The sequence below is a fragment of the Vibrio neptunius genome (assembly GCA_019339365.1).
GTDB lineage: Bacteria > Pseudomonadota > Gammaproteobacteria > Enterobacterales > Vibrionaceae > Vibrio > Vibrio neptunius.
The window spans coordinates 626,225-651,102 of record CP079859.1 but is presented as its reverse complement, the minus strand read 5'-3'; the positions used below and the strand labels follow the sequence as shown (position 1 = coordinate 651,102).

Sequence of the window (24,878 nt, the reverse complement as noted above, 5' to 3'; positions counted from 1 at the left end):
TCCAATGAGTCCGTTTTTTGTATTCAATTAATTTTGAGCATATTCGCCTACGGGCGAGTAACAAAACCGACAGCTTGATACGCTTTTTTCAGTGTTTCTGCGGCGCGAGCAGACGCTTTCTCGGCCCCTTGCTTCATCACGCTATCCATATAAGCGCGATCCTCACGGATACGGTGGTATTCAGCTTGGATAGGCTCCAGCATCGCCACAACCGCTTCGCCAACTTCTTTCTTAAATGGACCGTACATCTCTACGCCTTTGTATTGCGCTTCGATCTCTTCAAAGCTCTTACCTGTTGCAGCCGAGTAAAGACCCATTAGGTTAGAGATGCCCGCTTTGCTGTCCCAATCATGGGCAATGCGTGGTGGCGTTTCTGCATCTGTCTGAGCTTTGTTGATCTTCTTGATGATCGATTTCGGCTCTTCAAGCAGGGTAATGACATTCTTACGGTTATCGTCTGATTTTGACATCTTCTTCGTCGCGTCCTGAAGACTCATAACACGTGCATTCACAGTCGGAATGTACGGTTCTGGTACTTGGAAGATTGGCTGTTCTGGCGAGTAAATATTGTTGAATCGATTAGCGATATCACGAGCTAGCTCAAGGTGCTGTTTCTGGTCACTACCCACTGGTACTTGGTGTGCGCCGTATAGCAGGATGTCCGCTGCCATTAGCACAGGGTAGTCGAACAGGCCAACATTGACATCGCCAAACTGGCTTGAGCTGTCTTTCGAATAACGCGCAGATTTATCTTTAAACTGAGTCATACGGCTCAGCTCGCCCATTTGGGTGTAACAGTTAAGAAGCCAACCAAGTTGAGCATGCTCTGGTACGTGTGACTGAACAAATAGCGTGCTCTTTTGTGGATCAACGCCAACTGCTAAACAGATTGCTAATGCGTCTAGAGTCGCTTCATGCAGCGCTTTCGGGTCTTGCCGAACCGTGATCGCGTGAAGGTCTACAACACAATATTGGCAATCGTAATCGTCTTGCATCTGTTGCCATTGACGTAGAGCACCCAAGTAGTTACCGATACTTAGTTCACCTGATGGTTGAACACCACTCAATACAATGGGTTTGCTCATGGGAATAGTTCCTCTGACTTCTTATCTAAAAATGAAAAAACCGTGTGGGTTCTGGCCACACGGTTTACTCAGTGTACTCATTAACAAGTATTTTGGAAGATCTTTTGTTATGACTATGCGGAAACCGCGACCACATCGACTAGATCTGCGATGGTGTCCGCAACAAAATCTGGTTGTGACTGAGAAATGGGTTCACCATGATTGTAACCGTAAGTCAGACCAAACGATTGGCAGCCAGCATTTTTTGCCGCTTTGATGTCGTTGCTAGAATCACCGACCATCAGCATCTCTTGTGGCTGACAACCATGCTTATCAAGCAGCCAATTCAATGCTAGTGGGTTGGGTTTTTTTTCTGGGAAAGTATCACCACCAATCACATCAACAAAATACTTATCAATGCCGTGTTTAACTAAAACATCAGGCACAAACTTAGAAGGTTTGTTGGTAACCAGCGCCATGATAAAGCCCAATTTGTGCAGCTCTGCCAAGGTTTCTTTAACCGCAGGATAAAGGTGGCTGAGCTTGTGTCCGCTTTGCTCGTAATAGTCATCAAATAGAACACGAGCTTTGGCATGCAGTTCTGGATCCAAATCGGGCGATACTGTTAGGCTGCGACTCAGCGAACGCCCAATAAGCACATCAGCGCCGTTACCGACGTAATCCCGCACCTGCTCTTCTGTTACTGCTGGGTAACCGAGTGCTTGCACGGCTTGGTCGGCAGCGACTGCTAGGTCAGGCACGCTATCCAATAACGTCCCATCCAAGTCAAACGCGATAAGTTTAATATTGCTCATTCAATTACTCTGCCTTTGCTAATTCAGCACGCATTTGGTCGATGACTTCTTTGTAGTCAGCTTGGTTGAAGATCGCGGAACCAGCCACAAACATATCGGCACCGGCTTCAGCTATCTCTTTGATGTTTTCGACCTTAACACCGCCATCAATTTCCAGACGAATATCGCGCCCCGACTCATCAATCATTTTACGCACGGCACGCAACTTATCTAACGTTTTAGGAATGAAAGACTGTCCACCAAAACCAGGGTTCACTGACATCAGTAGGATCATATCAATCTTATCCATGATGAATTCCAGATGAGATAGCGGTGTCGCGGGGTTTAACACTACACCGGCTTTACACCCATGCTCTTTGATCAATTGCAGTGTACGGTCTACGTGCTCAGACGCTTCAATATGGAAAGTGATCATCGATGCGCCCGCTTTGGCGAAGTCTGGAATGATACGATCGACTGGTTTCACCATCAGGTGAACATCAATTGGTGCAGTAATACCGTAATCGCGCAACGCCTGGCAAATAGGCGCACCGAAAGTCAGGTTAGGTACGTAGTGGTTATCCATTACGTCAAAATGAACCACATCGGCTCCGGCTGCGAGTACTTTTTCCACGTCTTCGCCTAGACGAGCCATATCTGCAGACAAAATCGATGGCGCGATAAGGAAATCTTTCATACCTGACCTCTAGAATAAATTGGGCAAAACGACTGAATATACGTTGAGCGCAATTCTACCTAAGCTAAACGCCAGAAGATAGTTGAGAAAAGAGAAATGTCGTTAACAATGGTCTTGATGCTTAAACAATGCCAACAGTTCGTCTACTTTGTTACGACCAGCACCATTGCGACTGATGGTACGCTTAACCTTGACCACATTGAGCTCAGCTCCATGGTATAGACGGCGTGTCAACGTCGTATCATGGTTGGATATCAACACAGGGATATTGCGCTCTTTAGCCGCCTTTTCGGCAACATCAGCTAAGGCAGCTTGGTCATCCAAAGTAAAGCCATTACCTGCGTATGAGGTAAAGTTGGCGGTATTCGAGAGCGGCGCATATGGCGGGTCACAATAAACGACACTCCCTTTACGAGCACGCTTGAAAGTATCAGTATAACTCTCGCATACAAACGTCGCTTTCTTGGCTTTCTGAGCGAAGCACTCTAGCTCAGCCTGAGGAAAATATGGCTTTTTGTATGAACCGAAAGGCACGTTGAAACCACCCTTCTTGTTATAACGACAAAGACCGTTAAACCCAAAACGGTTCATGTAAAGAAATGCCAACGAACGATACATCACATCATCGGTGCCATTAAACTCAGCTCGAATAGACAAGTAAGCCTCTTTGCGATTGTTCTCTGGTACGAACCATCGTTTGGCCTCAGAAATATATTCGTCTGGCTTTTCTTTGAGTAAGTTATAGAGATTAATCAGATCAGGATTAATATCAGCGAGAAGATACTGCTCGTAGTCAGTATTGAGAAATACGGAGCCAGCACCAACGAACGGTTCAACCAGCTTACGGCCTTCGGGCAAGTATCGCTGGATATCTTCGACAAGTCCGTATTTTCCACCTGCCCATTTAAGGAAGGCACGCTGCTTCTTCATCTAGTGCTCTATCTATCAACCACAAATTAAGGCTGCGGAATGTAACATATTTTCCCGCTAAGCTCAGCGTTATTTCACTCGATCGATTTCTCGATGAACCTGACTAAGTGATTTGGCCCAAGGATCCAACTGTTGCAAGTCGTCAGGCAACGCTTCTACTGCATCCCTAGCAACCTGGATGGTTGGATAGTTTTGGTAAGTGATGATGAACCACTCGACATCATTGCGCACAGTGGGATAGATATACACATTGTCAGCCAAGCGGTGTTTATCTAGGAAAACTTGCACGTCTTCCAGTGACCGAACCGCTGCAAGCTGCAGAGTATAGCTACGCGGAGAAAAACGTTTTAGTTCGTCTCGAGTGAAAGAAAACTGCACGATGGTTTTTTCTGGCTGCGCAGGACTTTCGGTTTGATCAGCCGAATCTATTGAAACTAAGCTCGGAGTCGCTGTTTTTTCTCGCTCAGCACTAGGCGATTCGACCACTTGATTGATGGCTGTAGTATCCGCTTTCTCTGGTTTACCATCCAGTAAGGCATCCACCACTTCAGAAGTGATAACAACACGTTGATGGTCGCTTTCCGAGTTGCCCACGCTCGATGTTTGTTCTGTCACAGCTGGTGGTAGAGATTCCGAGTCATCTTCTGCTGAAGAAAGCATAACATCGCCTTCCGCTTGAACATCAGCCAACGTACTTTCCGCTGCGGAATCTTCAGGTAAAGTGGGAATTACGGTCTGCTCAATTGCGTCGACCATTTTCTGCGCTTGCTCATCCGGAGAAGGTTGACTCATCATCCACCAGTAACCACCGCCAATAAATACAAGCAGTGTCACCACTAGCAAGGCAACGTTGATTGGTGAACCAATGATTGAGCGGATAATAATCCTCTTTTCCACTTTGTGATCCCCTAAGGCCATAATCTCGCCCGGTCGACGGGCAACAGTTCGATATGCGTTACGTACGCGTTTTTCTTTTTCATCTTCGACAAAACGAATCACTAGATGCTCAAAGAATCGATCGGCTTCATCTTGGCTTAATGTGTCTATCTCTAGATCAATTGGCTTATGTTCCTGCCCATAACTGAGCCGAGTCAGTAACACGTCGAGGCTATTCGACTGTGCAAACAACACCACATTGATTGTCCATGCTGGGTTTTCCTGTGCCTCCAAAACCAACATCCATAATTCAGATACGAAAGACTCCTGCAACAGGTGCGCATCATCGATAACAATGACAACATCACAGCCCTCACCTTGCATTTGTCGAGCGAAACTCTCCGTTAATGGATCGGATGGATTATACATCGGCTCAGAAAAGAGCTGAGTTAGAATCATGGTACGGCGTTGTTGAGCGTCCTGATTTGGATGACACATCAGGAGAGATTGGTTTTTATCTGGTGCCCAGGCTTCTAGGTAGCGCTGAGCAAGCCAAGATTTACCCGCTCCTGATGCTCCACCAACAGTGACTAAGTTTGAACCGAAGTTAGTCAGCAATTGCATACGTTCAAGCAACTCCACTTGAGAATCTAACTCCAACACACGGGATTCATGCGTCAAACTCATTTAACCATCCTAATGACAGCCCACTGTCTAAAGAAAAGAACTTAGATATCGCGACAAAAATCGATCGCTTGCTTGATGACCGACTCAGGCACACCCTTTACTACTTCTGCACTACCAATACTGGTTGGTAAGACTAAACGCAGTTCACCAGAGAGCACTTTTTTGTCGCGCATCATATGTTTCATGAAGTCGTCAAAAGTCATCATATCTGGTGTATGCACAGGCAATTGTGCTCTCTTCAGTATAGAGAGAATTCTTTCTACTTGCTGATCGGTGATAAGCCCCTGAAGTTGAGCCGTTTTGGCCGCCATTACAGTACCAGAAGAAACCGCTTCGCCATGCAGCCATTTACCATAGCCTAACTCAGCTTCAATCGCATGACCAAATGTATGACCTAGGTTCAGTAATGCACGAATACCTGACTCTTTTTCATCCTGAGCCACTACTTCTGCCTTGATTTGACAGCAGCGCGCAATAGCATAGGTCAGCGCCTGCTCATCAAGCTCGTACAGGCTGTTAAGGTTATCTTCTAGCCAAACAAAAAAGTCCGAATCGTAGATAATACCGTACTTGATGACTTCAGCCATACCGGCCGCAAACTCTCTTTGGGGCAATGTCGCTAGGCAATCAGTATCAATGATCACTGATTTAGGCTGATAGAAAGCACCAATCATATTCTTGCCCAACATGTGGTTCACGGCCGTTTTACCACCCACCGAAGAATCCACTTGAGACAATAGCGTCGTTGGGACTTGGACAAAATCAACACCACGCTGATAACACGCAGCAGAAAAGCCCACCAAATCGCCAATAACACCACCACCGAGAGCAATGACAACAACATCGCGTGCAAAATTACCTTCGAGAAGATAACTCATCACGGTGTTGAAAGTATCAAGCGACTTATACTGTTCGCCATCAGGGAGCTCAAGCAGGGAAGCTTCACAGCCTACTTGCTCAAGGAGAGATAAGATTTTATCTGCATACAATGGCGCTACAGTGACATTAGTAATCACGACAACTTTTTGTTTTGCTGATAAAAATGAAAGGTGGGCCGGATCATTAAATAATCCGGCACCAATTGAGATTGGATAGCTACGTTCACCTAAACTGACCGTAATCCTTTCCATGGGTATTCTCCAGTTGCTAAAATTTAACGTATTAACGTTCTTCTAGCATTTTTACGATCTGGTTGGCTACCACTTTTGCACTTTGATCGTCAGTACGCACTGTGTAATCCGCAATTTCTTCGTAAAGAGGGTTGCGTTCACCTGCCAGTGATTCCAGCACGTTACGAGGATCGTCCGTCTGAAGTAGAGGGCGTTTCTTGTCACGATTGGTGCGTGCTAGTTGCTTTTCGATTGTGGTTTCAAGATAAACAACGATACCGCGTGCAGAGAGACGATTACGGTTTTCTCTACTCTTGATAGAGCCACCACCTGTCGCCAGAACAATACCTTGCTCTTCTGTTAGGTCGTTGATCACCTTTTCTTCACGGACACGAAAACCTTCTTCGCCTTCTACATCAAATACCCACGCGATATCCGCGCCAGTGCGTTCTTCGATCACTGTATCCGAATCAACAAACTCCATATGAAGTTGTTGAGCCAGGTGTCTACCAATTGTACTTTTGCCGGCTCCCATTGGGCCAACAAGAAAAATATTGCGTTTTTCAGCCATGTTCAGCATTAATTTACAACGTTAATTCAATGACATCGCTACAAGAAAATCAGGTTTTTTCTGATTTCAGATATGCTTGTAGCACCTATTCCTCACAGATAATTCGTGATAAGACCCGAAATTATCTAGATAAGGTGACACTAATGCAAATTTATTTTTATCTATCTGTTGATTGATTCAGGAACCACCACTTTTGGCGTGACAAAAATCAGCAACTCACTTTTGCGCATTTTCTGATAATTTCGTCGAAAAAGTGCACCCAATACAGGAATATCACCTAAAACGGGAACCTGATCGACAGTATCTGTCATGCTGTGCTGATAAATTCCCCCGAGAACAATCGTTTCACCGTTATTGACCAATACTTGAGTTCCTATCCGTTGTCTATCTATCGCTACGGCTTCTCCCGTGCCTGTTTTCACCACTTCTCCTGGCCTATCTTGTGTAACATTGAGATCTAAGATTAGGCGATTATCGACCGTGATATGTGGCGTCACTTTCAAGCTCAAGACTGCTTTTTTAAAACTGACACTGGTTGCGCCACTTGAAGAAGCCTCTAAATAAGGGATGTCCGTTCCCTGCTCAATATAAGCAGGCTGCTTATTGGTCGTGATCAAGCGTGGACTAGATATAACCTCAGCTCTCGATTCTCTTTGCAGTGCTGACAATTCAAGATCTAAAAGCGTTTCACTGCCCAGTTTTGCCACTTGAAAAGCCGTAGTCGATAGCGAAGTGTTATTAATATTCGTGCGTAGCAAATCATCCAATGATACTCCGCTATCCCCATACAACTGTAGGCCAACAAGATTGCCTTCTCTTATCTCTTCAACAGAGCGATTACCACCTCCCCAAAGCACTCCTAACTCCTGTAAGTCTCCTTCATTGAAGCTGACAATTCGAGCTTCAATTTGCACTTGTTTCACCGGTACATCTAATTCCTCAATGATCGACTTTATCGCCTGAATATTGCTCACAACATCGCGAATCAGGAGGCTATTCGTTCTGTAATCAATTGACATAGAACCACGCTCAGAGAGCATGCTGGTTTCCGCCTGTTTACCGAGTATCGCCGCAATATCGGCTGCTTTGGCAAAACGCAGTGGGACCATTTCTGAGTTCAAAGGTAAGAGTTCCGACAGCATTGCATCCTGCTCATGCTCCTGCTGCTGAAGCTGAGCGATTTCAGCCGCTGGTGCCACAATAAGCACATTACCCTTTATATGCTTTTCAAGGCCTTCCACATGCAGAATAATATCCAGCAACTGAGACCAGGGGACATTCTTCAACCTCAGTGTCATGTTGCCCGTCACAGCATCAGAAACCACTAAATTGAAGTCATTGTAGTCCGCAATTTGCTGCAGGACCCGGCGAACAGAAATATCCTGAAAGTTAACAGATAGCGTCTCTGACTGAGGCAGTTCTTCAGAACGCTCTGACGAGGCAATGCGAGCATCTACACACGTAGAGAGCAAGACGAAACCGAAAGTCACTAGACAATATCTCTTCATCGTTGTCACCTAATTGATCACCAGCTTGATGTTTCTGTAAACAACACATCCAACGCCATCCAGCACAGACTCACGAAGTTCCAACGCATCTGCACTAATGTCCGTAATCAATCTGTTATTGGCAACAGACTGACCTCTCGTCTTGGTGATTAGTGAACCGTTTGGTAGTTCAATCAGTGCGGCATGTTCTCCTCGTATCGTCATGATTCCTGCTAAACGAAATTGAGGGTGGGCTGTTGACTGCTTGTCAGCCACAATGCCTGTCCTTTCGTCACACTGTGAAGAGTTACCACCCAAGGCCTTTGAAATAGCGAGTAACGAAAAAGGGTCTCGACTCATTGATAAGCTGGCATTTTGCGGAATAGAGAAAAGATGTGGACCAGGCTTTTTTGAGGATGCCACAGATGATTGCTTCACCTCTGATACGACCAGAGGATGCTGATTGGCTTTACAACCGCTCAAAGCGATAAGCAGAAACACCAATGGTCTAGTTCGCACTGTCGACCTCATCCAGAGACTGCAAGAGGTACGCCTCACCTGTCAAAATCAATGTCGTACTGTCGATTTCGGCTCGGCGCCAGTGCAACTCATCGAAATATAGAAAGTCAGGCAATGTCGCCACTGCGTGAAAGAAGGAAGCAATCTGCTGATATTGGCCTAAAAGCTCAAACTGTAGCGATGATTGCAAAAAAGAGCCTGTGGATTGGCTATTACTCTGAACAACACGCTCCATTAACAGCGAATGCTGTTGAGCCATTCGATTTAGAAGGCTCAACACGTCCGTGATACTGGCAGTCTGTACCATTTGTTCCTTTATCTGCACCCTCACTTCTGCTAGTTGCTCAAGTTCCGTCTGGTGCGATGCGAGCAATAAAACTCTTTGCTGTTTTTGATCTAGAATGGTTTGCAGTTGCTGCTCTTTTGCTAGCAAAAAGCTCAGGCTTGACAACGTCGGTCTCCACACAGTGACATAGCCGAATGCCAATAAAATCAGCATAGAAACGCAAAACAATCCACATTGCTTTGCTTTTGGCAAACTAGCTAGAGAGTCTAAATCAATATCGCGCATATCAACCAAGGTGACCTTCGACCAACTTGAAGGTCATAGAAAACGACTGATAAACAGTCGCAAAGCGTTCTACGCCATTCACCAACGACTGCACCCTAAGCTCACTCACCAGAGGTGAATTTTGCAAGTTAGCAAGAAGCAGATCGACTTGCTCGGTGGTAGCGGCAATACCGGTCAAACTCACTTGCCTGCCTAGCATCTCAATTTGGTCGAGATATACAGTTTCCGGTAACAACTCTGAAAGTAAGCCAACCAACTGCAATGGCAAGTAACGCTTGGCATGCAGCGTTTTCAGATCAACGATGTCTGCTCGTAGCACCACCACTGCTTTCTCAACAGCGTTCACTTGGTTGACTTTATGATCTAACTTATCGTTCCATTCATTAAGCTGCTCAATACGCGATTGCTGAACACTAACTTGTGACTGCAGATATAATTCAACAGCAACAACCATCAACACAGTTATCGCCACAATTGAACCGCAAGAAAAAACAAAATAGCGGATTTTCCGCTGGCGTTGATGTTCGCGCCAAGGTATCAAGTTGATATCAAGCTGCATGACCTTTCTCCATACAACCTAAACCACTTAACGCTAAACCTAGCGCTATTGCATATTGTGATCCAAATTCACGCTCTGCTTTTCTCTGCTGGCAGTCAAACAAGTCATACAACTCTAATACCACGCAGGCCAGACCCAGTGTAGACGACAAAAGAGCAGCAAATGCTCCTAACAAAGCCTTTTCTCCACTTAACCAAACACCTTCAGGCTCTAGATCAAGTAGATTAATCGTCATAAGAAGCCGTTCAAACAATTTTTCAACCGCGATTTCGGATCCGTTGAGGGGAAGCTCTTTATATACAAACCCTTGCTTTTCAGTTTCAACACACACAGCGACATGATCTAAATTGAAGTTCATCAGCATCCACTTGGACTCACCAGAGCTTCGAGTAATATGCCGCAAAAGCTGAGCAAGATTGTGTGAGTATGGGTTGACCAAGATAGGTTTAAAACCAGACTGGAGAAAAGGGGCTATTCGCGCATCTACACATTCTTTTCTGACCGCATATACGTGATAATTCGCTTTTACCTGCGTCTGATCACCAGCAAGAGCAACAAAATCAATGTAAAGCTTCTCCACTGCGACCGGAGTTTGCCGAGCAAAAATCTGAGCGATCACATATTGGCATTCCTCATCACTTAAATCGCTATCTATCTGTAATTGCTTACTTATTACAGAATTGTCGGGAACACTTAAGCACACTTTACGACTAAATAGTGGCAAAGCCTTTCTTAGTTCTTTGAGTTTCTTTACAATTTTCTGATAATTTAGCCTGTGGTTATCAGTGAAAATATCCACTTCCACTGGCATTTGGTGATAACTAACAAGTGTGAAAGTGTCTTTTCTAGGCTTTAAGACCACCGCTCTGATACTCTGGTGGCTAATATCTATGCCTGTAATTAATGATTTGACCATATAGCTCAGCTCCGTAAATTTGCGTAGCGCTTCGGCTTAGATCGTTGATCTAGTGAAAACATAAACAGATTTGAGCTACTTTTTAGCTTAAAATACTTAGATTTGCATAACGGTAAGCTTAATTAATCAGGGATTATCCGGTGAAGTTCATAAAGCGATTGTTTATTTTCGTATTGGTTTGCACGGCACTTGGGGTCGGAACCATTTTTGGTTTCTACCTCTACGTAAAACCAGAGTTGCCCGATGTCGCAACTTTAAAAGATGTCAAACTGCAGACACCTATGCAGATATTCAGTCAAGACGGCAAACTGATTTCCCAGTTTGGAGAAAAACGTCGCATTCCTGTCAATTACGATGAGATTCCTCAACATTTAATTGAAGCCTTGATCGCGACAGAGGATAGTCGTTTCTACGATCACCCGGGTATAGACCCTATTGGTATTACCCGAGCAGCAGTTGTAGTGGCACTGTCGGGCTCAGCAAAACAAGGCGCGAGCACCATAACCCAGCAGCTTGCACGTAATTTCTTCTTATCAAATGAGAAGAAAATTATGCGCAAGATCAAAGAGATATTTATTGCCATTCACATTGAACAATTACTAAGCAAAGAAGAGATCATGGCGCTGTACGTCAACAAGATCTTCTTAGGGTATCGCTCTTATGGATTTGGTGCTGCCGCTCAGACGTACTTTGGTAAGGATCTGAAAGATCTGACACTGAGTGAGATCGCCACCCTTGCGGGCATGCCAAAAGCGCCCTCTACCATGAACCCTATCTACTCAATTGATCGTGCAACTCACCGACGCAACGTAGTGTTAAAACGCATGCTGGATGAAAACTACATCACGCAAGATGAATACGATCAGGCTCGTACAGAAGAGATTCTCTCACGCTATCATGGGGCAGAAATCGAACTCAGTGCGCCCTATGTTGCAGAGTTGGCTCGTGCTTGGATGGTGTCACGTTATGGCGAAGAAGCTTATACATCAGGTATGAATATCTACACGACCGTAGATTCAAAACTGCAAGCCGCAGCAAACGAAGCTGCAATTAATAACTTGCTATCTTATGACGAACGTCATGGCTACCGTGGCGCTGAAAAAGTCCTTTGGCAAAGCGGACAACCCGCATTTAATGAACAGAAAATTGATGACACACTGGACAATGTTCCAACCTATGGGTCGTTGATTCCTGCTGTCGTTACCAAGGTCACCGCTCTAGAGGCGACGGTATGGGTGAAAAACCAAGGCGTCAAAACACTCGAGTGGGATGGCATCAAGTGGGCACGTAAATTCCTCACCGATGACCGCCAAGGCCCAGCACCAAAAGCTGCCACGGATGTTCTGGAAGAAGGTGAACAAATATGGGTCCGTCAGGTAGAGACACCTGTTGAAGACGGCGAAGTGCAAACGGCTTGGCACTTAAGCCAGGTGCCGAATGCCAATACAGCGTTTGTTGCCATGGATCCAGAAAATGGCGCAGTCTTGTCTCTAGTGGGTGGTTTCAACTTCGTCCACAACAAGTTCAACCGCGCTACTCAATCCGTGCGCCAGGTTGGTTCTAGTATCAAGCCGTTTATTTACTCGGCAGCTATCGATAAGGGTCTGACCCTAGCGACGTTGGTAAATGATGCACCAATCAACCAGTGGGATAAGAGCCAAGGTACCGCATGGCGCCCGAAAAACTCGCCTCCGACCTACATCGGGCCAACTCGCTTAAGAATTGGCTTAGCACAATCTAAAAACGTCATGGCAGTGCGCGTGCTGCGTGAAGTGGGCTTAGATGAAACGCGCCAGTATCTGACTCGATTTGGCTTCGATATTGATCAGGTGCCACGTTCAGAAACCATCGCACTAGGCGCAGGCAGCCTGACACCAATGAAGATGGCACAAGGCTACTCAGTGTTTGCTAATGGTGGCTACTACGTCGAACCACATTACATCAGTAAAGTGGAAGGCCCATTTGGCAACATTGAGTTTAAGGCAACCCCAAAAACGATCTGCCGCCAAGATTGTGAACCCGCACAGACAGTAGCAAACGAATTCCAAGAGCAGGATGTTGATCCCCAGCAACAACCAAAATACGCACCGCACGTACTCTCAGAGCAAACGGCTTTCTTGGTACGTGAAATGATGTATAGCAATATTTGGGGTGGCGGTAACTGGCGCGATGGTACCGGCTGGAATGGTACCGGCTGGCGAGCACAAGCCCTGAAACGTCGCGATGTTGGTGGCAAGACGGGTACCACTAATGACTCAAAAGATGCGTGGTACAACGGCTACGGCCCAGGCATGGTCGCCGTAGCTTGGGTCGGTTTTGATGACCATACCCGCAAGCTTGGCCGGACCAAACCAAACAGCAATTTAGGCAAAGAGCAAATTTCTGGTGCCGAAGCCGGCGCGAAAACTGCTCAGCCAGCTTGGGTTGACTTTATGCACACCGCTCTAGCGGGCGTACCTGCTCAGCAGAAAGTCATACCACCAAATATTGTCCGTGTTCGCATTGATCGCAATTCTGGCCTACTGACCAACAAATTCGACTCCAGTTCGATGTTTGAATATTTTCTTGAAGGCACAGAACCGACAGAATTCGTCACGGATGAAATTACTGACAGTATCTACACTTCAGCAGAAAGCGAAGAGCTGTTCTAACCAGCATCAAAACAGAAAGGGCGGATGTCATAACATCCGCCCTTTTTATTCGCTGGGATTTACTTGGCTTCAAGCTGTTGCTTTATTGCTTCAGCCAGCTGTTCGAAACGAGCACGTAGCGGCGAACCAGGGCGGTACGCCAGAACAATACTTCGAGAAGGCACTGGGTTAGTCGCTCGGACATAACACACGCCATCTTTTTGCTTTTCTTTCGGTAGCGATAGCTCGGGTAACAGAGTGATACCAGCGCCTGCGGCGACCATGTTACGCAGAGTTTCAAGACTCGTCGCTTTAAAACGCTCATCATCTTTTGCCCCAGCGGCAAAACAAAAGCCCAGCGCCTGATCGCGCAGGCAGTGCCCATCACCCAGTGCAAGTACGGTTTTGCCATTCAGCTCCAGCATATCGATCTCTTCAAGACCAGACCACTCATGATCGCAAGGTACTGCCACGCTCAATGGCTCTTCATACACTGCAATTTCTTTGAATGGTGCCGTTTCGGCCACCGATGCTAAAACCAGACAATCGAGCTTGCCATCTTCCAACTGACGCACCAACTGGTGAGTCTGTGCTTCATGCAAGAACAGCTCTAGCTCTGGGAACTGTTCCTTCAACGTCGGTACGATTTTCGGCAATAGATAAGGACCTACCGTTGGAATAAAGCCTATGTGCATTGGCCCGGTCATAGCTTCACCTTGACCACTGGCCATATCACGGAAGGTTTTCACCTCAGATAGAATACGTTTGGCCTGATCCACCAGCTGTAGACCGGCATCAGTAAACAATACTCGACGACTGCTACGCTCCAGTAAAGCAGTACCCAATTCGTCTTCCAATTTACGGATCTGCCCGCTCAGTGTCGGCTGGCTGACAAAGCAGGCTTCAGCAGCCTTACGGAAGTGGTTGTGCTCAGCGAGCGCTACCAGATACTCAAAATCACGGATATTCATCTTGCTAATTTACCTATCTCGATACGATAGAAAACATCTATCAAAACCATAGCATTAAACGATTAGAGCTATCAAAGGAAATTTAGAATAATAACCTTATCGAAACAAAGCCACTTAGCAAAAGCACGCTAAGCTCTAATACGAATTAATCAGAATCTACCAAAGGACACTACTATGTTTGCGTCAAAAGAAGGTCAAAACGTTCCACAAGTTACATTCCCAACTCGTCAAGGTGATGCTTGGGTCAATGTCACCAGCGATGAGCTATTTAAAGGCAAGACAGTGATCCTATTCAGTCTGCCAGGTGCATTTACACCAACCTGTTCATCGAGTCACCTGCCTCGCTACAACGAGTTGTTCCCAGTATTTCAAGACCACGGCGTTGACGAAATTATCTGTGTCTCTGTCAACGACACTTTTGTGATGAACGCTTGGAAAAGTGACCAGGAAGCAGACAACATCACTTTCCTACCCGATGGTAACGGTGAATTCACTGATGGTATGGGGCTACTGGTTGACAAGAACGATCTTGGCTTTGGCAAACGCTCATGGCGCTACAGCATGCTGGTTAAAGACGGCGTGGTAGAGAAAATGTTCATTGAACCAAACGAGCCAGGCGACCCGTTCAAAGTGTCTGATGCTGATACTATGCTGAATTACATCGCACCTAACTACAAAACGCAGGAATCGATCACTGTATTCACTAAGCCAGGCTGTCCTTTCTGTGCCAAGGCGAAACAAAATCTTATCGACCACGGTCTTCAGTATGAGGAAGTGATTTTGGGTAAAGATGCAACAACAGTAAGTTTGCGTGCTATTTCAGGGCGTACAACAGTACCTCAGGTCTTCATTGGTGGTAAGCACATTGGTGGCAGCGAAGAGCTTGAATCTTACCTAGGATAATTATATCGCTCCCTCGATTCTCCGGCTTTCCCTAAGGTCGGAGAATCTATTCCAGAACCAAGCCGCTATCTTAATTTTATTCTGGTAGCGGAATCAAATTCATCCCCCCAGGTTGGCTAGGAAGCCTGGACAGACAAAGCGAGAACTCACAATGAAACAGCTCAATGTCGATGTCGCCATTATTGGTGGTGGTACAGCCGGCCTAGGCGCTTATCGCTCAGCCAAAGCGCATACCTCTAGTGTCCTTATGATTGAAGGTGGACCATACGGAACAACCTGTGCTCGAGTGGGCTGTATGCCTTCTAAGCTGCTGATCGCGGCTGCCGAAAGCGTACATCAGATAGAAAAAGCACCAGGCTTTGGTATCCATCCGCAAGGTGAGATTGTCATCAATGGTCGTGAAGTCATGAATCGCGTCAAGAGAGAGCGTGATCGCTTCGTTGGCTTTGTACTTGAAGGCGTGGATGAGATCCCAGCTGAAGACAAAATCTCTGGCTACGCTAAGTTTGTCGACAACAACACATTGATGGTGGATGACCATACCCAGATCACGGCCAAACGTATTGTGATTGCAACAGGCTCTCGACCGGCATATCCGGGTGTCTGGAATGAGCTAGGGGATCGTCTGGTCATCAATGATGATGTGTTTGATTGGGATGATCTGCCTGAGTCGGTGGCCGTATTTGGACCGGGGGTGATCGGCCTTGAACTGGGGCAGGCACTGCATCGGCTTGGCGTTAAGGTCAAACTGTTCGGCCTCGGCGGTCAGGTAGGGCCGCTAACAGATCCTGAAGTAATGGCCTATGCCGACAAAGCGTTTAAAGAAGAGTTCTATCTTGATGCTGACGTGAAAGTCGAAAGCATGCAACGCATAGAAGGTGAAGATAAAGTCGAGATCCAATTCATCAATCACGATGGCGAGCTGGAAACCTTCATTGTTGACTATGTACTTGCTGCGACGGGTCGCCGGCCAAACGTCGATCAGTTGGCAATCGAAAATACCCAAGTTGCCCTTGATGAGCGTGGCGTACCAACAGCCGACCATTACACACTGCAAACATCGGTAGACAATATTTTTATTGCCGGCGATGCCAGTAACCAGATTCCGTTGCTCCACGAAGCCGCAGATCAAGGCCGAATTGCTGGTGACAATGCAGGTCGTTACCCAGATATCCGAGCAGGATTGCGTCGTTCGTCAATCTCGGCGGTATTCTCCGACCCACAGATTGCAATGGTAGGTGAATCCTTTAAGCAGCTTGAAACTCGTCTAGGCAACTGTGGTTGCTTTGCGACAGGAGAGGTGTCATTTGAAGGTCAAGGCCGTTCACGCGTTATGCTACGCAACAAAGGCATCTTGCATGTCTATGGCGAACAAGGTACTGGGCGTTTCCTGGGAGCCGAAATGATAGGGCCTAATGCTGAGCATCTTGCACACTTACTGGCTTGGGCACATCAAAATAAGATGACCGTTTCAGAAATGCTCGATATGCCTTTCTATCACCCTGTGATTGAAGAAGGGGTTCGCACTGCTCTGCGCGACCTGAATGCGAAACTGCACTTAGGCCCAGAGATGATTAAACACTGTCTTGATTGTGGACCGGGTTGCTAATCCTAAACAGACAATAAAAAACGAGCCAATTGGCTCGTTTTTTTCGTATAGACTCGTTATTTCTCAGCTGCAATCACAGAGATCTCCACCAACAAGGCTTCACGAGCCATATCAGCAGTAACACATGCACGAGCTGGAGCGTGACCTTCAGGAACCCATGCATCCCATACCGCATTCATTTCCTGGAAGTCTTTCATGTCCTTCAAATAAATCGTCGCAGACAACATATGCTCCTTGTCACTGCCCGCTTCAAGCAGTAGCTGTTCAACTTTGTCGAGCATGGTTTGCGTCTGTTCAGTAATGCCTTTCGTCGCATCCGCACACACTTGACCACATAGGTAAATCGTGCCGTTATGCTTCACGATACGGCTCATACGTTGTTTAGTTTGTTGACGTTCGATCATTTTTATCACTTTCACGTTAGCTTGAGATATTATCAAAGCACATGTTACCCAATAAACGATGCTCATGACATGCGACTACTGTAAAAACAGCAACTGGTTCTGGAAAAAAATAGGCCGTTGTCAGCGATGTATGGATCAGCTTACTGTGCTGTCGGTATTGTGCTGGGTCATCTGGTGGTTTGCCTTCAGGGATAACCCTCAAAGCATAGAGTCCATCGCTTTGATCATCGCAGGGTTTGCATTCAACGGCTTGCTATTCCTTCACCTTTGGATGCGCTTTGTCATTTTGCCTTGGCGACGCCGAAACAAAAAAAGTAAGAGGTAATGGGTTTGGGGAAACATTCTCGGTACGAGAAAAGAAAAAAGCCCCAAAATCAATGTCGATTCTGGGGCTCTCTTAGATTCATCTAAGAAAAAGCAGTGGTATTTTAATAGACCCTGCCTTTTGAATAAGGTTCCCAAAAACATTCGATCTTTTTTGATCTTTCTTCCAAAACCCTAGCCATCAATACGTTAAGCAACATTTGCTCGCGCGATGGACTTCTCAACCAGATTCACTTCTAACGCCACTTCATCACAAGCGTGCTGACGAGGGCACTGATCACAATCTTTAAGCACTTTCTCCGGTAATAGCGACTTCGATGTCGGTAGAAAACTTTGCTTCATAAAGAACTCGGGAGTACGAGTCAGAACGAACACTTTCTTGATCGCCATCTGGCGTGCTTTTTCCACCAAGTATTGTACAATCGCGCTACCCTGACCTTGCCCTTGCCAACCAGCTTCGACACCTAGTGAACGAATCTCGGCCAGTCCAGAGTCATACACATAGAGTGATGCACACCCGGTTACCTCGCCATGGTGCTCTGCAACCGCGAAAGAGCCAATATCTCTGACCAGTTCGCTACGAGAACGAGGCAAGTTCTCCCCCATATTTGCCCAGTAGGTCACCATACCTTCTAAAGCTTCAATATCCGTTAAACGCGCAGGACGAACATTCACCGCAGAGGTATCCCGTTTGATAAGGCGCCCTTCCGCTTGCTCGACCGCATGAGCGACTTGCTTTGGAGAGACCCCACCCAGAGCACTACGCTTCTCAAGACATGACTCTATCGTCAGTATGCTGTAAACATCTTCTTCTATGACTGAGGAGAACTCCTTCAGCTCCACAATCGACAGTTCCTCTAACGCACAACCTTTCGCAATGGCCCCCACTACTGCGACACCCACAATGTGGTGTGCCTCACGGAATGGGATGCCTTTAGCCACCAGATAATCTGCCAACTCAGTGGCATTCGCATAGCCTTGTTTCGCAGCTTCCAATGTACGCTCGCCGTTTACTTTGATGCCATCGAAACAAAGCGCCGCCATTTCCATACAGTCGTTCCAGGTGTCTAGCGCATCGAACAGCCCTTCTTTGTCTTCCTGCATATCTTTGTTGTAAGCGAGCGGCAATGCTTTCACCGTCATCATCATGCCAGCCAGTGAGCCGTAGACCCGCCCTGTCTTACCACGGATCAGCTCCAGCGCATCTGGGTTTTTCTTTTTGTGGCATCAACGACGATCCAGAGGTCACAGTATCCGCCAGTTCGATAAAGTTAGATTCACCCGAGTTGTAGAAAATCATATCTTCTGCCAAACGCGACAAGTGAAGCATAGCGATAGAGGCTACCGACATCAGCTCCATGACATGATCACGGTCGGACACCGAATCCAGTGAGTTACGTGTTGCGCGGCGAAAGCCGAGGTTATGTGCCAACTGCTCCCGGTCGATAGGATAAGCCGTTCCCGCCAAAGCACCGGAGCCAAGCGGGCAGGTATCTAAACGTTCAATGGCGTCATGAAGGCGCGAGTAGTCCCGCTCAAACATTTCCACATAAGCCAAACACCAATGAGCAAACGTCACCGGCTGGGCACGTTGCAAGTGCGTGTAGCCCGGCAGAACCGTTGCCTGATGCTCTTTCGCGACCGATACCATTTGAGATTGCAGACGATCCAATGCCATCAATAGCTGTTGACCTTGCTGACGACACCAGAGTTTAAGGTCAGTCGCGACCTGATCGTTTCTAGAACGGCCTGTGTGAAGTTTTTTGCCTAAGTCACCCACTTTGCCAATCAGTTGTTGCTCAACCCATGAATGGATATCTTCCGCGTCAGAACGAAGGATCTGATGAGGATCCTCCATCACTTCTAGCTTAAGTTCATTCAACGCCAGTTCCAGCTTCTGTTGCTCTTCTTCATTAAGCACATCCACTGATAACAACGCTTTCGACCAAGCGATTGAGCCCACAATATCTTGTTCTGCTAATCGGTAATCAAAACGCAATGAATCGTTAAATTCTTTGAATCTCGTGTCTGCTGCTTGGGTAAATCTTCCGCCCCATAATGCCATTGCGTATCTCCTGATTACCGGTGCTCACTGTCAGTGCGGACAGTTTTTTGATCTATTGCTATTTCTGGGTGAAACCCAGTATTTTTCTGATGGTTCAAACTTACGGCAATTCAAACCAAAAATAAAGTATTAATTCATTATCTCTACATATTTATTCATGTATGTTTTAAGCGATGTTGTTTTAGTTACCAAAAAACAACGAGCCCATTTGCTAAGCAAATGGGCTCGTCAGCTAAATAAGTTAAGGGTTACTTTTTCTGACTGTTCAGCGCACGAATGCGACTAGACAGTGAGTAAAGGCGAATGAAGCCTTCCGCATGACTTTGATCGTAAACTTCATCTTCTCCAAAAGTAGCAAACTCTTCACAATAAAGGCTGTTCACTGAGCGCTTCTGGGTCACCGTAGCTTGACCTTTATACAGCTTAATCACGACTTCACCGTTTACGTCTTGAGCTAGTTCTTCTGACGCAGCGAGAATGGATTTACACAATGGTGTGAACCAACGGCCGTCGTATACAAGATGAGATGCCTTAACGCCTAGCTCTTCACGGAATTCAAATGCGGTCTTATCCAGTACCAGCTGCTCAACGGCACGCAGCGCTTCCATCATAATCGTGCCACCCGGAGTTTCATAACAACCACGAGACTTCATACCAACTAGACGGTTTTCTACAATATCGATTCGGCCAACACCATGCTTAGCACCTTTTTCATTCAGGTAAACAAGTGCGTTGTATGGCGTCATGTTTTCACCATCCACGCCAACCACTTCGCCTTTTTCGACTTTCAGCGTCACGTATTCAGCTTCATTCGGAGCTTGCTCAGGATCGACGGTCCACACCCAGCAATCTTCATTAGGCGCATTCCACGTATTTTCCAGAACACCGCCCTCTGTTGAGATGTGCCACGCATTGGCATCACGTGAATAAATTTTCGTTAATGAAGCCGTACAAGGAATGTTGCGTTCCGCAAGGTAATCCAAACACTCTTCACGACTAACCAGATCCCACTCACGCCAAGGAGCAATCACGTGAAGATCAGGGGCCAAAGCGGCAAAAGCGCCTTCAAAGCGTACTTGATCGTTACCTTTACCTGTACAGCCATGACAAAGGGCATCAGCGCCAACTTTACGCGCAACTTCAACCTGAGCTTTCGCAATGATTGGGCGAGCCATCGATGTACCCAACAAGTATTTACCTTCGTAGTAAGCGCCTGTTTTCAGCGTTGGGTAGATGTAGTCTGCGACCATTTCTTCTTTCAGGTCCGCGATATAACACTCAGATGCACCTGAAGCTTTCGCTTTTGCTTCGATGCCTTCTAATTCTTCAGCGCCTTGACCAACATCGGCAACAAACGCGACCACTTCACAATCATAGTTTTCTTTCAACCAAGGGATAATCACTGAAGTATCCAGACCGCCAGAATATGCGACTACGACTTTATTGACTTTTAACTTGCTCATTTTCTTTTCTCCAAAATCCCGGCTCTGCGCGTGGCGGTCAGTGCTACGGGTGACTTTTCGTTCTTTTTGTTGTGCTCGTGTCTTAACACGAGCGACTAATTCTTTGGTAAAAATTGTGTCCCGATGCTTTGTCCAGCAAACAGCTCGGCGAGCTTTTCTGGATAACGCCAGGTAGCCACTTCTATTGGTCGGCCTAAATCGTTAGCCGCTTCCAGTGCTGCATTGACTTTGACGATCATGCCGTCGGTGATTACCTGCCCATTGATCAAACTTTGTGCTTCTTGCTCATCTAAGCTTTTGATCAGATGCCCTTTCCCATCCAAAACGCCACTGACGTCCGACAATAGAACAAGCTCGGCATCCAAGGCACCTGCAACGGCAACCGCCGCTTGGTCAGCATTGACGTTCATCATCTGACCTTCTGCAGTCAGGCCAATTGAGCTAATGATAGGTAATGTATCAGCGGCTAAAATCGCCTGTAACACGGTAGAGTTACCTGGTGTCGCTTTACCAACAGCGCCTAGTTCTGGATCCAACTCTTCAACCTGGCACAACCCACCATCAGCAAGGGATAACCCGACAGCATTCAAACCGTCTTTGATCGCCTGCCCCTGAAGCATCTTGTTCGCCGTACCGGCTAAAGCACCTACTATTAAAGGAATTTGCTCATAGGGAGTAACACGAAGCCCGTCTTTCTTCAGCGTTTCAATCTGAAGCTGGGCCATAAGATCGTCCACAAGATAACCTCCTCCATGGACGATCACGATTCGTCGCTGAGCCTGCTTCTGATAGTCAGCAATTGCACTAAAAACCTGACTTAACGTCTCAGTACACGAAAGGGCAGCACCGCCCAATTTGATCACTAATGGAGTTGGTTTGTTATCTGTCATTACTTTTCCCTTTACCGACTTGCTTATACAAGGGCAGTTAACTCTGGAAATCCGTAGTGGATATTTAAACATTGCATCGCTTGACTCGATGCACCTTTAAGCAAGTTATCAATCGCAGAAACGACAATGATATGCTCGCCTTGTACCTTCCAACCAATATCGCAGAAAGGTGTATTTTCAACATGTTGAATACTAGGTAACGTCGCTTGGTGCAGGCGCACCGCAGGTTTATTCTCATATGCCGTATTAAATGCTTGTGAGACCTGCTGCTCACTCACTCCGCTAGCTAACTTCATGGTGATGGTCGCAAGGATTCCACGTTTAAAGTTACCTAAGTGAGGGGTGAAAATTACGTCAGTCCCCAGATGAGTCGCGATCTCAGGTTGGTGCCTGTGACCGAACACACCATAAGGCTGCAAACTCACTTCACAGAAACTGTTGGTCATCGATGCTTTTCGACCAGCTCCTGAGACACCACTGGTTGCATTGATTACTGGCCACTGAACAGAATCCAGCAAACCCGCCTCGACCAAAGGTTTAATCGCAAGCTGTGAGGCTGTTGGGTAACAGCCAGGCACAGCAATGAGCTGGCTGTGTTTAATAGCGTTGTGGTTCCACTCAGCAAGACCGTAAGCTGCGCTATCTAGCCAATCTTCATGTTGATGCTCAAAGCCATAAAATTCGTTATAGAAGCCGTGTTTCTTAACTCGGAAAGCGCCCGACAAGTCGAATACCTGACAATCTTGTTTCAAAAACGTAGGCGCAATGTCGTGGCTGACCTCATGGGCAGTAGCAAGAAAAACGATATCGCTTTCCGCCGCTACAGCATTGATATCTTTCAAAGGCTCTACAGTCTGACTGATAATACCCGCCAGTTTTCCATGTAGCTCAGAGATACATTTACCGGCATCAACACTATTGGCGGATACATATAAACCTGATAGCGTAAGTTGTGGGTGTTTATGCACCATCAGTGCTAACTCAGCTCCGGTATAACCGCTGGCGCCAATAATTGTAGTTTTGAGCATCTCAGACATCCATTAAGACCTTAAAGTCGTCACACAACCAGTGACTATAAATTTAATAAACCTAGCTTTTAATGGTTTTTTATTCATTAAAAATGATTTATTATGTGTTTTACCTTCATTATTGATTTATGTCAACAGGCAAAGCGAACTTAATATGCAAATACCCAGTTTTCTTGAGGTCTACAAAGGCCTGATTTCTACCTCTTCCATCAGTTCAACCGATCCGAGTTGGGATGAAGGGAATGCAAAAGTCATTGAAAAGCTTGCCAGTTGGATGCAAGACATAGGTTTTGAAGTCGACATTATCGAGGTCGAACCCGGGAAGTTTAACCTGCTAGGTAAAATAGGAAGCGGTGAAGGAGGGCTTCTGCTGGCTGGTCACAGCGATACAGTACCTTTCGATGAAGGCCGCTGGAATTACGAACCTCACGCCCTCACAGAAGCGAATAACCGCTTCTATGGTCTAGGAACGGCTGATATGAAAGGTTTCTTTGCTTTCATTCTTGAAGCAGTAAAGAAGGTTGACTGGAGTAAACAAAGTAAGCCGTTATATGTCTTAGCGACGTGTGATGAAGAGACAACCATGCTTGGTGCACGTCATTTTACTGATAATGCACCATTCAAGCCGGACTATTGCATTATCGGAGAACCTACGAGCTTGGTTCCGATACGAGGCCATAAAGGCCATGTTGCCAATGCTATTCGAGTCACAGGCAAATCTGGCCATTCGTCAGATCCGGCTTTAGGGGTCAATGCTATTGAAATCATGCATGAAATCCTTTTTGCCATGATGCAGTTGCGTGACAAACTCATCAAAGAGTATCACCATCCTGGGTTCGCGATTCCAAGCCCAACACTTAACCTTGGCCACATTCATGGTGGAGACAGCGCTAACCGCATCTGTGGTTGTTGTGAGCTTCATTATGACGTACGCCCTCTACCTGGAATAAGCCTTGATGGCTTGGATAACATGCTTCGTGGCGCCTTAAAAGAAATCGAGTCAAAATGGCCTGGCCGAATTGATATAACACCTCTACACGAACCGATTCCTGGTTACGAATGTCAGCATGATCATCCTTTTATAGGAGGAGTGGAAGAGATATGCGGTATTGACTCGGAAACTGTCAATTACTGTACTGAAGCACCCTTTCTTCAACAGCTATGTCCGACGCTAGTACTTGGTCCGGGATCTATTGACCAAGCTCACCAACCGGATGAATTCCTTGCGTTTGAGTTTATCGACCCTACTGTCGAGATACTTTCCAAGGCTATGTATAAATATTGCTTCTAGCCAACCTAAGACGAATACTTCACCACTCATCTCCAGATACTAACAAGCCCTTTGCATCAGCAACGGGCTTTCAATTTCATAAGTAACCGAGCTTGCGCTCAATTGAACTCGCACACGAGCGAGCGCGTTGGTTGTAGACCAAAATAATCCCTCGGATACAAAAAGACCCCAGCATCGCTGCTGAGGTCTGAAATAAGTGGCGGAGCGGACGGGACTCGAACCCGCGACCCCCGGCGTGACAGGCCGGTATTCTAACCAACTGAACTACCGCTCCGCACTGGTTAGACTCTTGAGTCTAAATTTAAAGCCTGGCGATGTCCTACTCTCACATGGGGAAGCCCCACACTACCATCGGCGCTATTGCGTTTCACTTCTGAGTTCGGCATGGAATCAGGTGGGTCCACAACGCTATGGTCGCCAAGCAAATTCTTTAATTCGGAAAGCTGTTTTCTCTTATACTAAGAGCGTGTTCTCTACACATTCAATCTGTTCTTGCTTTGAGTCCATCAAAACCCTTTGG

General features: G+C 46.5%; 22 protein-coding genes, 1 tRNA gene, 1 rRNA gene and 1 pseudogene. 5 read left to right on the top strand and 20 right to left on the bottom strand.

All coding sequences use genetic code 11. The annotated features are described in order from the left end of the window. Positions 1–47: 47 nt before the first annotated feature. The 12 genes from trpS to pilM all read right to left on the bottom strand — a co-directional run bounded on the left by trpS (position 48) and on the right by pilM (position 10,780). Positions 48–1,085 (bottom strand): tryptophan--tRNA ligase, encoded by a 1,038-nt coding sequence (trpS, locus tag KW548_03125; GenBank protein QXX07082.1) that lies wholly within the window; start codon positions 1,083–1,085, stop codon positions 48–50. 113 nt (positions 1,086–1,198) lie between these two features. Further along, on the bottom strand, positions 1,199–1,879 hold the full coding sequence (locus tag KW548_03120) for a phosphoglycolate phosphatase (GenBank protein ID QXX07081.1): 681 nt from the start codon (positions 1,877–1,879) through the stop codon (positions 1,199–1,201). Between the two features lie 4 nt (positions 1,880–1,883). Then, positions 1,884–2,555, bottom strand: a complete 672-nt coding sequence (gene rpe, locus KW548_03115; protein QXX07080.1) for a ribulose-phosphate 3-epimerase — start codon at positions 2,553–2,555, stop codon at positions 1,884–1,886. A 102-nt stretch (positions 2,556–2,657) separates the two neighbouring features. After that, positions 2,658–3,485: a Dam family site-specific DNA-(adenine-N6)-methyltransferase gene (locus tag KW548_03110; GenBank protein ID QXX07079.1), complete on the bottom strand. Its 828-nt coding sequence runs from the start codon at positions 3,483–3,485 to the stop codon at positions 2,658–2,660. Positions 3,486–3,554: 69 nt separating this feature from the next. Next, positions 3,555–5,048 (bottom strand): AAA family ATPase, encoded by a 1,494-nt coding sequence (locus tag KW548_03105; GenBank protein ID QXX07078.1) that lies wholly within the window; start codon positions 5,046–5,048, stop codon positions 3,555–3,557. A gap of 41 nt (positions 5,049–5,089) precedes the next feature. Further along, positions 5,090–6,178, bottom strand: coding sequence for a 3-dehydroquinate synthase (gene aroB, locus KW548_03100; protein QXX07077.1), 1,089 nt, complete (start codon positions 6,176–6,178; stop codon positions 5,090–5,092). 31 nt (positions 6,179–6,209) lie between these two features. Next, positions 6,210–6,728 (bottom strand): shikimate kinase AroK, encoded by a 519-nt coding sequence (aroK, locus tag KW548_03095; protein ID QXX07962.1) that lies wholly within the window; start codon positions 6,726–6,728, stop codon positions 6,210–6,212. Positions 6,729–6,889: 161 nt separating this feature from the next. After that, positions 6,890–8,236, bottom strand: coding sequence for a type IV pilus secretin PilQ family protein (locus tag KW548_03090; GenBank protein ID QXX07076.1), 1,347 nt, complete (start codon positions 8,234–8,236; stop codon positions 6,890–6,892). A 9-nt stretch (positions 8,237–8,245) separates the two neighbouring features. Further along, positions 8,246–8,734 (bottom strand): pilus assembly protein PilP, encoded by a 489-nt coding sequence (locus KW548_03085; GenBank protein QXX07075.1) that lies wholly within the window; start codon positions 8,732–8,734, stop codon positions 8,246–8,248. Further along, positions 8,724–9,305 (bottom strand): type 4a pilus biogenesis protein PilO, encoded by a 582-nt coding sequence (gene pilO / locus KW548_03080; protein ID QXX07074.1) that lies wholly within the window; start codon positions 9,303–9,305, stop codon positions 8,724–8,726. The genes KW548_03085 and pilO overlap by 11 nt, the downstream gene beginning before the upstream one ends. A gap of 1 nt (position 9,306) precedes the next feature. Then, complete coding sequence (locus KW548_03075) at positions 9,307–9,864, bottom strand: PilN domain-containing protein (protein ID QXX07073.1); 558 nt, start codon at positions 9,862–9,864, stop codon at positions 9,307–9,309. After that, entirely contained in the window at positions 9,854–10,780 is a 927-nt protein-coding gene (gene pilM, locus KW548_03070) for a type IV pilus assembly protein PilM (protein ID QXX07072.1), read from the bottom strand. Before pilM ends, KW548_03075 begins: the two co-directional genes overlap by 11 nt. Positions 10,781–10,920: 140 nt before the next feature. Between pilM and KW548_03065 the strand changes: the two genes are divergently transcribed. After that, the gene (locus KW548_03065; protein ID QXX07071.1) at positions 10,921–13,431 is read left to right on the top strand and encodes a PBP1A family penicillin-binding protein; all 2,511 of its coding nucleotides are present in this window, start codon (positions 10,921–10,923) and stop codon (positions 13,429–13,431) included. Positions 13,432–13,490: 59 nt separating this feature from the next. Here KW548_03065 and oxyR read toward each other — a convergent pair whose 3' ends face one another. Further along, a complete protein-coding gene (oxyR, locus tag KW548_03060; protein ID QXX07070.1) occupies positions 13,491–14,381 on the bottom strand; it encodes a DNA-binding transcriptional regulator OxyR in 891 nt (296 codons plus the stop codon). 174 nt (positions 14,382–14,555) lie between these two features. On the opposite strand from oxyR, the gene KW548_03055 reads away from it, so the two are divergent. Both KW548_03055 and KW548_03050 read left to right on the top strand, forming a co-directional pair. Next, positions 14,556–15,284 (top strand): redoxin family protein, encoded by a 729-nt coding sequence (locus KW548_03055; GenBank protein ID QXX07069.1) that lies wholly within the window; start codon positions 14,556–14,558, stop codon positions 15,282–15,284. Positions 15,285–15,435: 151 nt separating this feature from the next. Next, the gene (locus tag KW548_03050) at positions 15,436–16,893 is read left to right on the top strand and encodes a dihydrolipoyl dehydrogenase (protein ID QXX07068.1); all 1,458 of its coding nucleotides are present in this window, start codon (positions 15,436–15,438) and stop codon (positions 16,891–16,893) included. Positions 16,894–16,949: 56 nt separating this feature from the next. Here KW548_03050 and KW548_03045 read toward each other — a convergent pair whose 3' ends face one another. Next, positions 16,950–17,297 (bottom strand): RidA family protein, encoded by a 348-nt coding sequence (locus KW548_03045; protein ID QXX07067.1) that lies wholly within the window; start codon positions 17,295–17,297, stop codon positions 16,950–16,952. Between the two features lie 64 nt (positions 17,298–17,361). Here KW548_03045 and KW548_03040 point away from each other — a divergent pair, with 64 nt between their 5' ends. Next, positions 17,362–17,622 (top strand): DUF3624 domain-containing protein, encoded by a 261-nt coding sequence (locus KW548_03040; GenBank protein ID QXX07066.1) that lies wholly within the window; start codon positions 17,362–17,364, stop codon positions 17,620–17,622. A gap of 188 nt (positions 17,623–17,810) precedes the next feature. Here the strand turns inward: KW548_03040 and argH are convergent. The 4 genes and pseudogenes from argH to argC all read right to left on the bottom strand — a co-directional run bounded on the left by argH (position 17,811) and on the right by argC (position 23,067). Then, positions 17,811–19,686, bottom strand: a pseudogene (argH, locus tag KW548_03035) (argininosuccinate lyase). Between the two features lie 248 nt (positions 19,687–19,934). Next, on the bottom strand, positions 19,935–21,149 hold the full coding sequence (locus KW548_03030) for an argininosuccinate synthase (GenBank protein ID QXX07065.1): 1,215 nt from the start codon (positions 21,147–21,149) through the stop codon (positions 19,935–19,937). A 95-nt stretch (positions 21,150–21,244) separates the two neighbouring features. Continuing rightward, positions 21,245–22,039 (bottom strand): acetylglutamate kinase, encoded by a 795-nt coding sequence (gene argB, locus KW548_03025; GenBank protein QXX07064.1) that lies wholly within the window; start codon positions 22,037–22,039, stop codon positions 21,245–21,247. Positions 22,040–22,062: 23 nt separating this feature from the next. Next, the gene (argC, locus tag KW548_03020) at positions 22,063–23,067 is read right to left on the bottom strand and encodes an N-acetyl-gamma-glutamyl-phosphate reductase (GenBank protein QXX07063.1); all 1,005 of its coding nucleotides are present in this window, start codon (positions 23,065–23,067) and stop codon (positions 22,063–22,065) included. 154 nt (positions 23,068–23,221) lie between these two features. On the opposite strand from argC, the gene argE reads away from it, so the two are divergent. After that, complete coding sequence (argE, locus tag KW548_03015; GenBank protein ID QXX07062.1) at positions 23,222–24,358, top strand: acetylornithine deacetylase; 1,137 nt, start codon at positions 23,222–23,224, stop codon at positions 24,356–24,358. Positions 24,359–24,555: 197 nt separating this feature from the next. On the opposite strand, the gene KW548_03010 is transcribed toward argE, so the two are convergent. Together KW548_03010 and rrf are read right to left on the bottom strand one after the other, a co-directional pair. Then, positions 24,556–24,632: transfer RNA gene (locus tag KW548_03010), tRNA-Asp, on the bottom strand. A gap of 32 nt (positions 24,633–24,664) precedes the next feature. Beyond that, a 5S ribosomal RNA gene (gene rrf, locus KW548_03005) occupies positions 24,665–24,780 on the bottom strand. Between the last annotated feature and the right edge of the window lie 98 nt (positions 24,781–24,878).

Excerpts from the sequence above, each read along its gene's own strand:
- trpS (QXX07082.1), bottom strand. The coding sequence starts at position 1,085 with ATGAGCAAACCCATTGTATTGAGTGGTGTTCAACCATCAGGTGAACTA.
- KW548_03120 (QXX07081.1), bottom strand. The coding sequence starts at position 1,879 with ATGAGCAATATTAAACTTATCGCGTTTGACTTGGATGGGACGTTATTG.
- rpe (QXX07080.1), bottom strand. The coding sequence starts at position 2,555 with ATGAAAGATTTCCTTATCGCGCCATCGATTTTGTCTGCAGATATGGCT.
- KW548_03110 (QXX07079.1), bottom strand. The coding sequence starts at position 3,485 with ATGAAGAAGCAGCGTGCCTTCCTTAAATGGGCAGGTGGAAAATACGGA.
- KW548_03105 (QXX07078.1), bottom strand. The coding sequence starts at position 5,048 with ATGAGTTTGACGCATGAATCCCGTGTGTTGGAGTTAGATTCTCAAGTG.
- aroB (QXX07077.1), bottom strand. The coding sequence starts at position 6,178 with ATGGAAAGGATTACGGTCAGTTTAGGTGAACGTAGCTATCCAATCTCA.
- aroK (QXX07962.1), bottom strand. The coding sequence starts at position 6,728 with ATGGCTGAAAAACGCAATATTTTTCTTGTTGGCCCAATGGGAGCCGGC.
- KW548_03090 (QXX07076.1), bottom strand. The coding sequence starts at position 8,236 with ATGAAGAGATATTGTCTAGTGACTTTCGGTTTCGTCTTGCTCTCTACG.
- pilO (QXX07074.1), bottom strand. The coding sequence starts at position 9,305 with ATGCGCGATATTGATTTAGACTCTCTAGCTAGTTTGCCAAAAGCAAAG.
- KW548_03075 (QXX07073.1), bottom strand. The coding sequence starts at position 9,864 with ATGCAGCTTGATATCAACTTGATACCTTGGCGCGAACATCAACGCCAG.
- pilM (QXX07072.1), bottom strand. The coding sequence starts at position 10,780 with ATGGTCAAATCATTAATTACAGGCATAGATATTAGCCACCAGAGTATC.
- oxyR (QXX07070.1), bottom strand. The coding sequence starts at position 14,381 with ATGAATATCCGTGATTTTGAGTATCTGGTAGCGCTCGCTGAGCACAAC.
- KW548_03055 (QXX07069.1), top strand. The coding sequence starts at position 14,556 with ATGTTTGCGTCAAAAGAAGGTCAAAACGTTCCACAAGTTACATTCCCA.
- KW548_03050 (QXX07068.1), top strand. The coding sequence starts at position 15,436 with ATGAAACAGCTCAATGTCGATGTCGCCATTATTGGTGGTGGTACAGCC.
- KW548_03045 (QXX07067.1), bottom strand. The coding sequence starts at position 17,297 with ATGATCGAACGTCAACAAACTAAACAACGTATGAGCCGTATCGTGAAG.
- KW548_03040 (QXX07066.1), top strand. The coding sequence starts at position 17,362 with ATGACATGCGACTACTGTAAAAACAGCAACTGGTTCTGGAAAAAAATA.
- KW548_03030 (QXX07065.1), bottom strand. The coding sequence starts at position 21,149 with ATGAGCAAGTTAAAAGTCAATAAAGTCGTAGTCGCATATTCTGGCGGT.
- argB (QXX07064.1), bottom strand. The coding sequence starts at position 22,039 with ATGACAGATAACAAACCAACTCCATTAGTGATCAAATTGGGCGGTGCT.
- argC (QXX07063.1), bottom strand. The coding sequence starts at position 23,067 with ATGCTCAAAACTACAATTATTGGCGCCAGCGGTTATACCGGAGCTGAG.
- argE (QXX07062.1), top strand. The coding sequence starts at position 23,222 with ATGCAAATACCCAGTTTTCTTGAGGTCTACAAAGGCCTGATTTCTACC.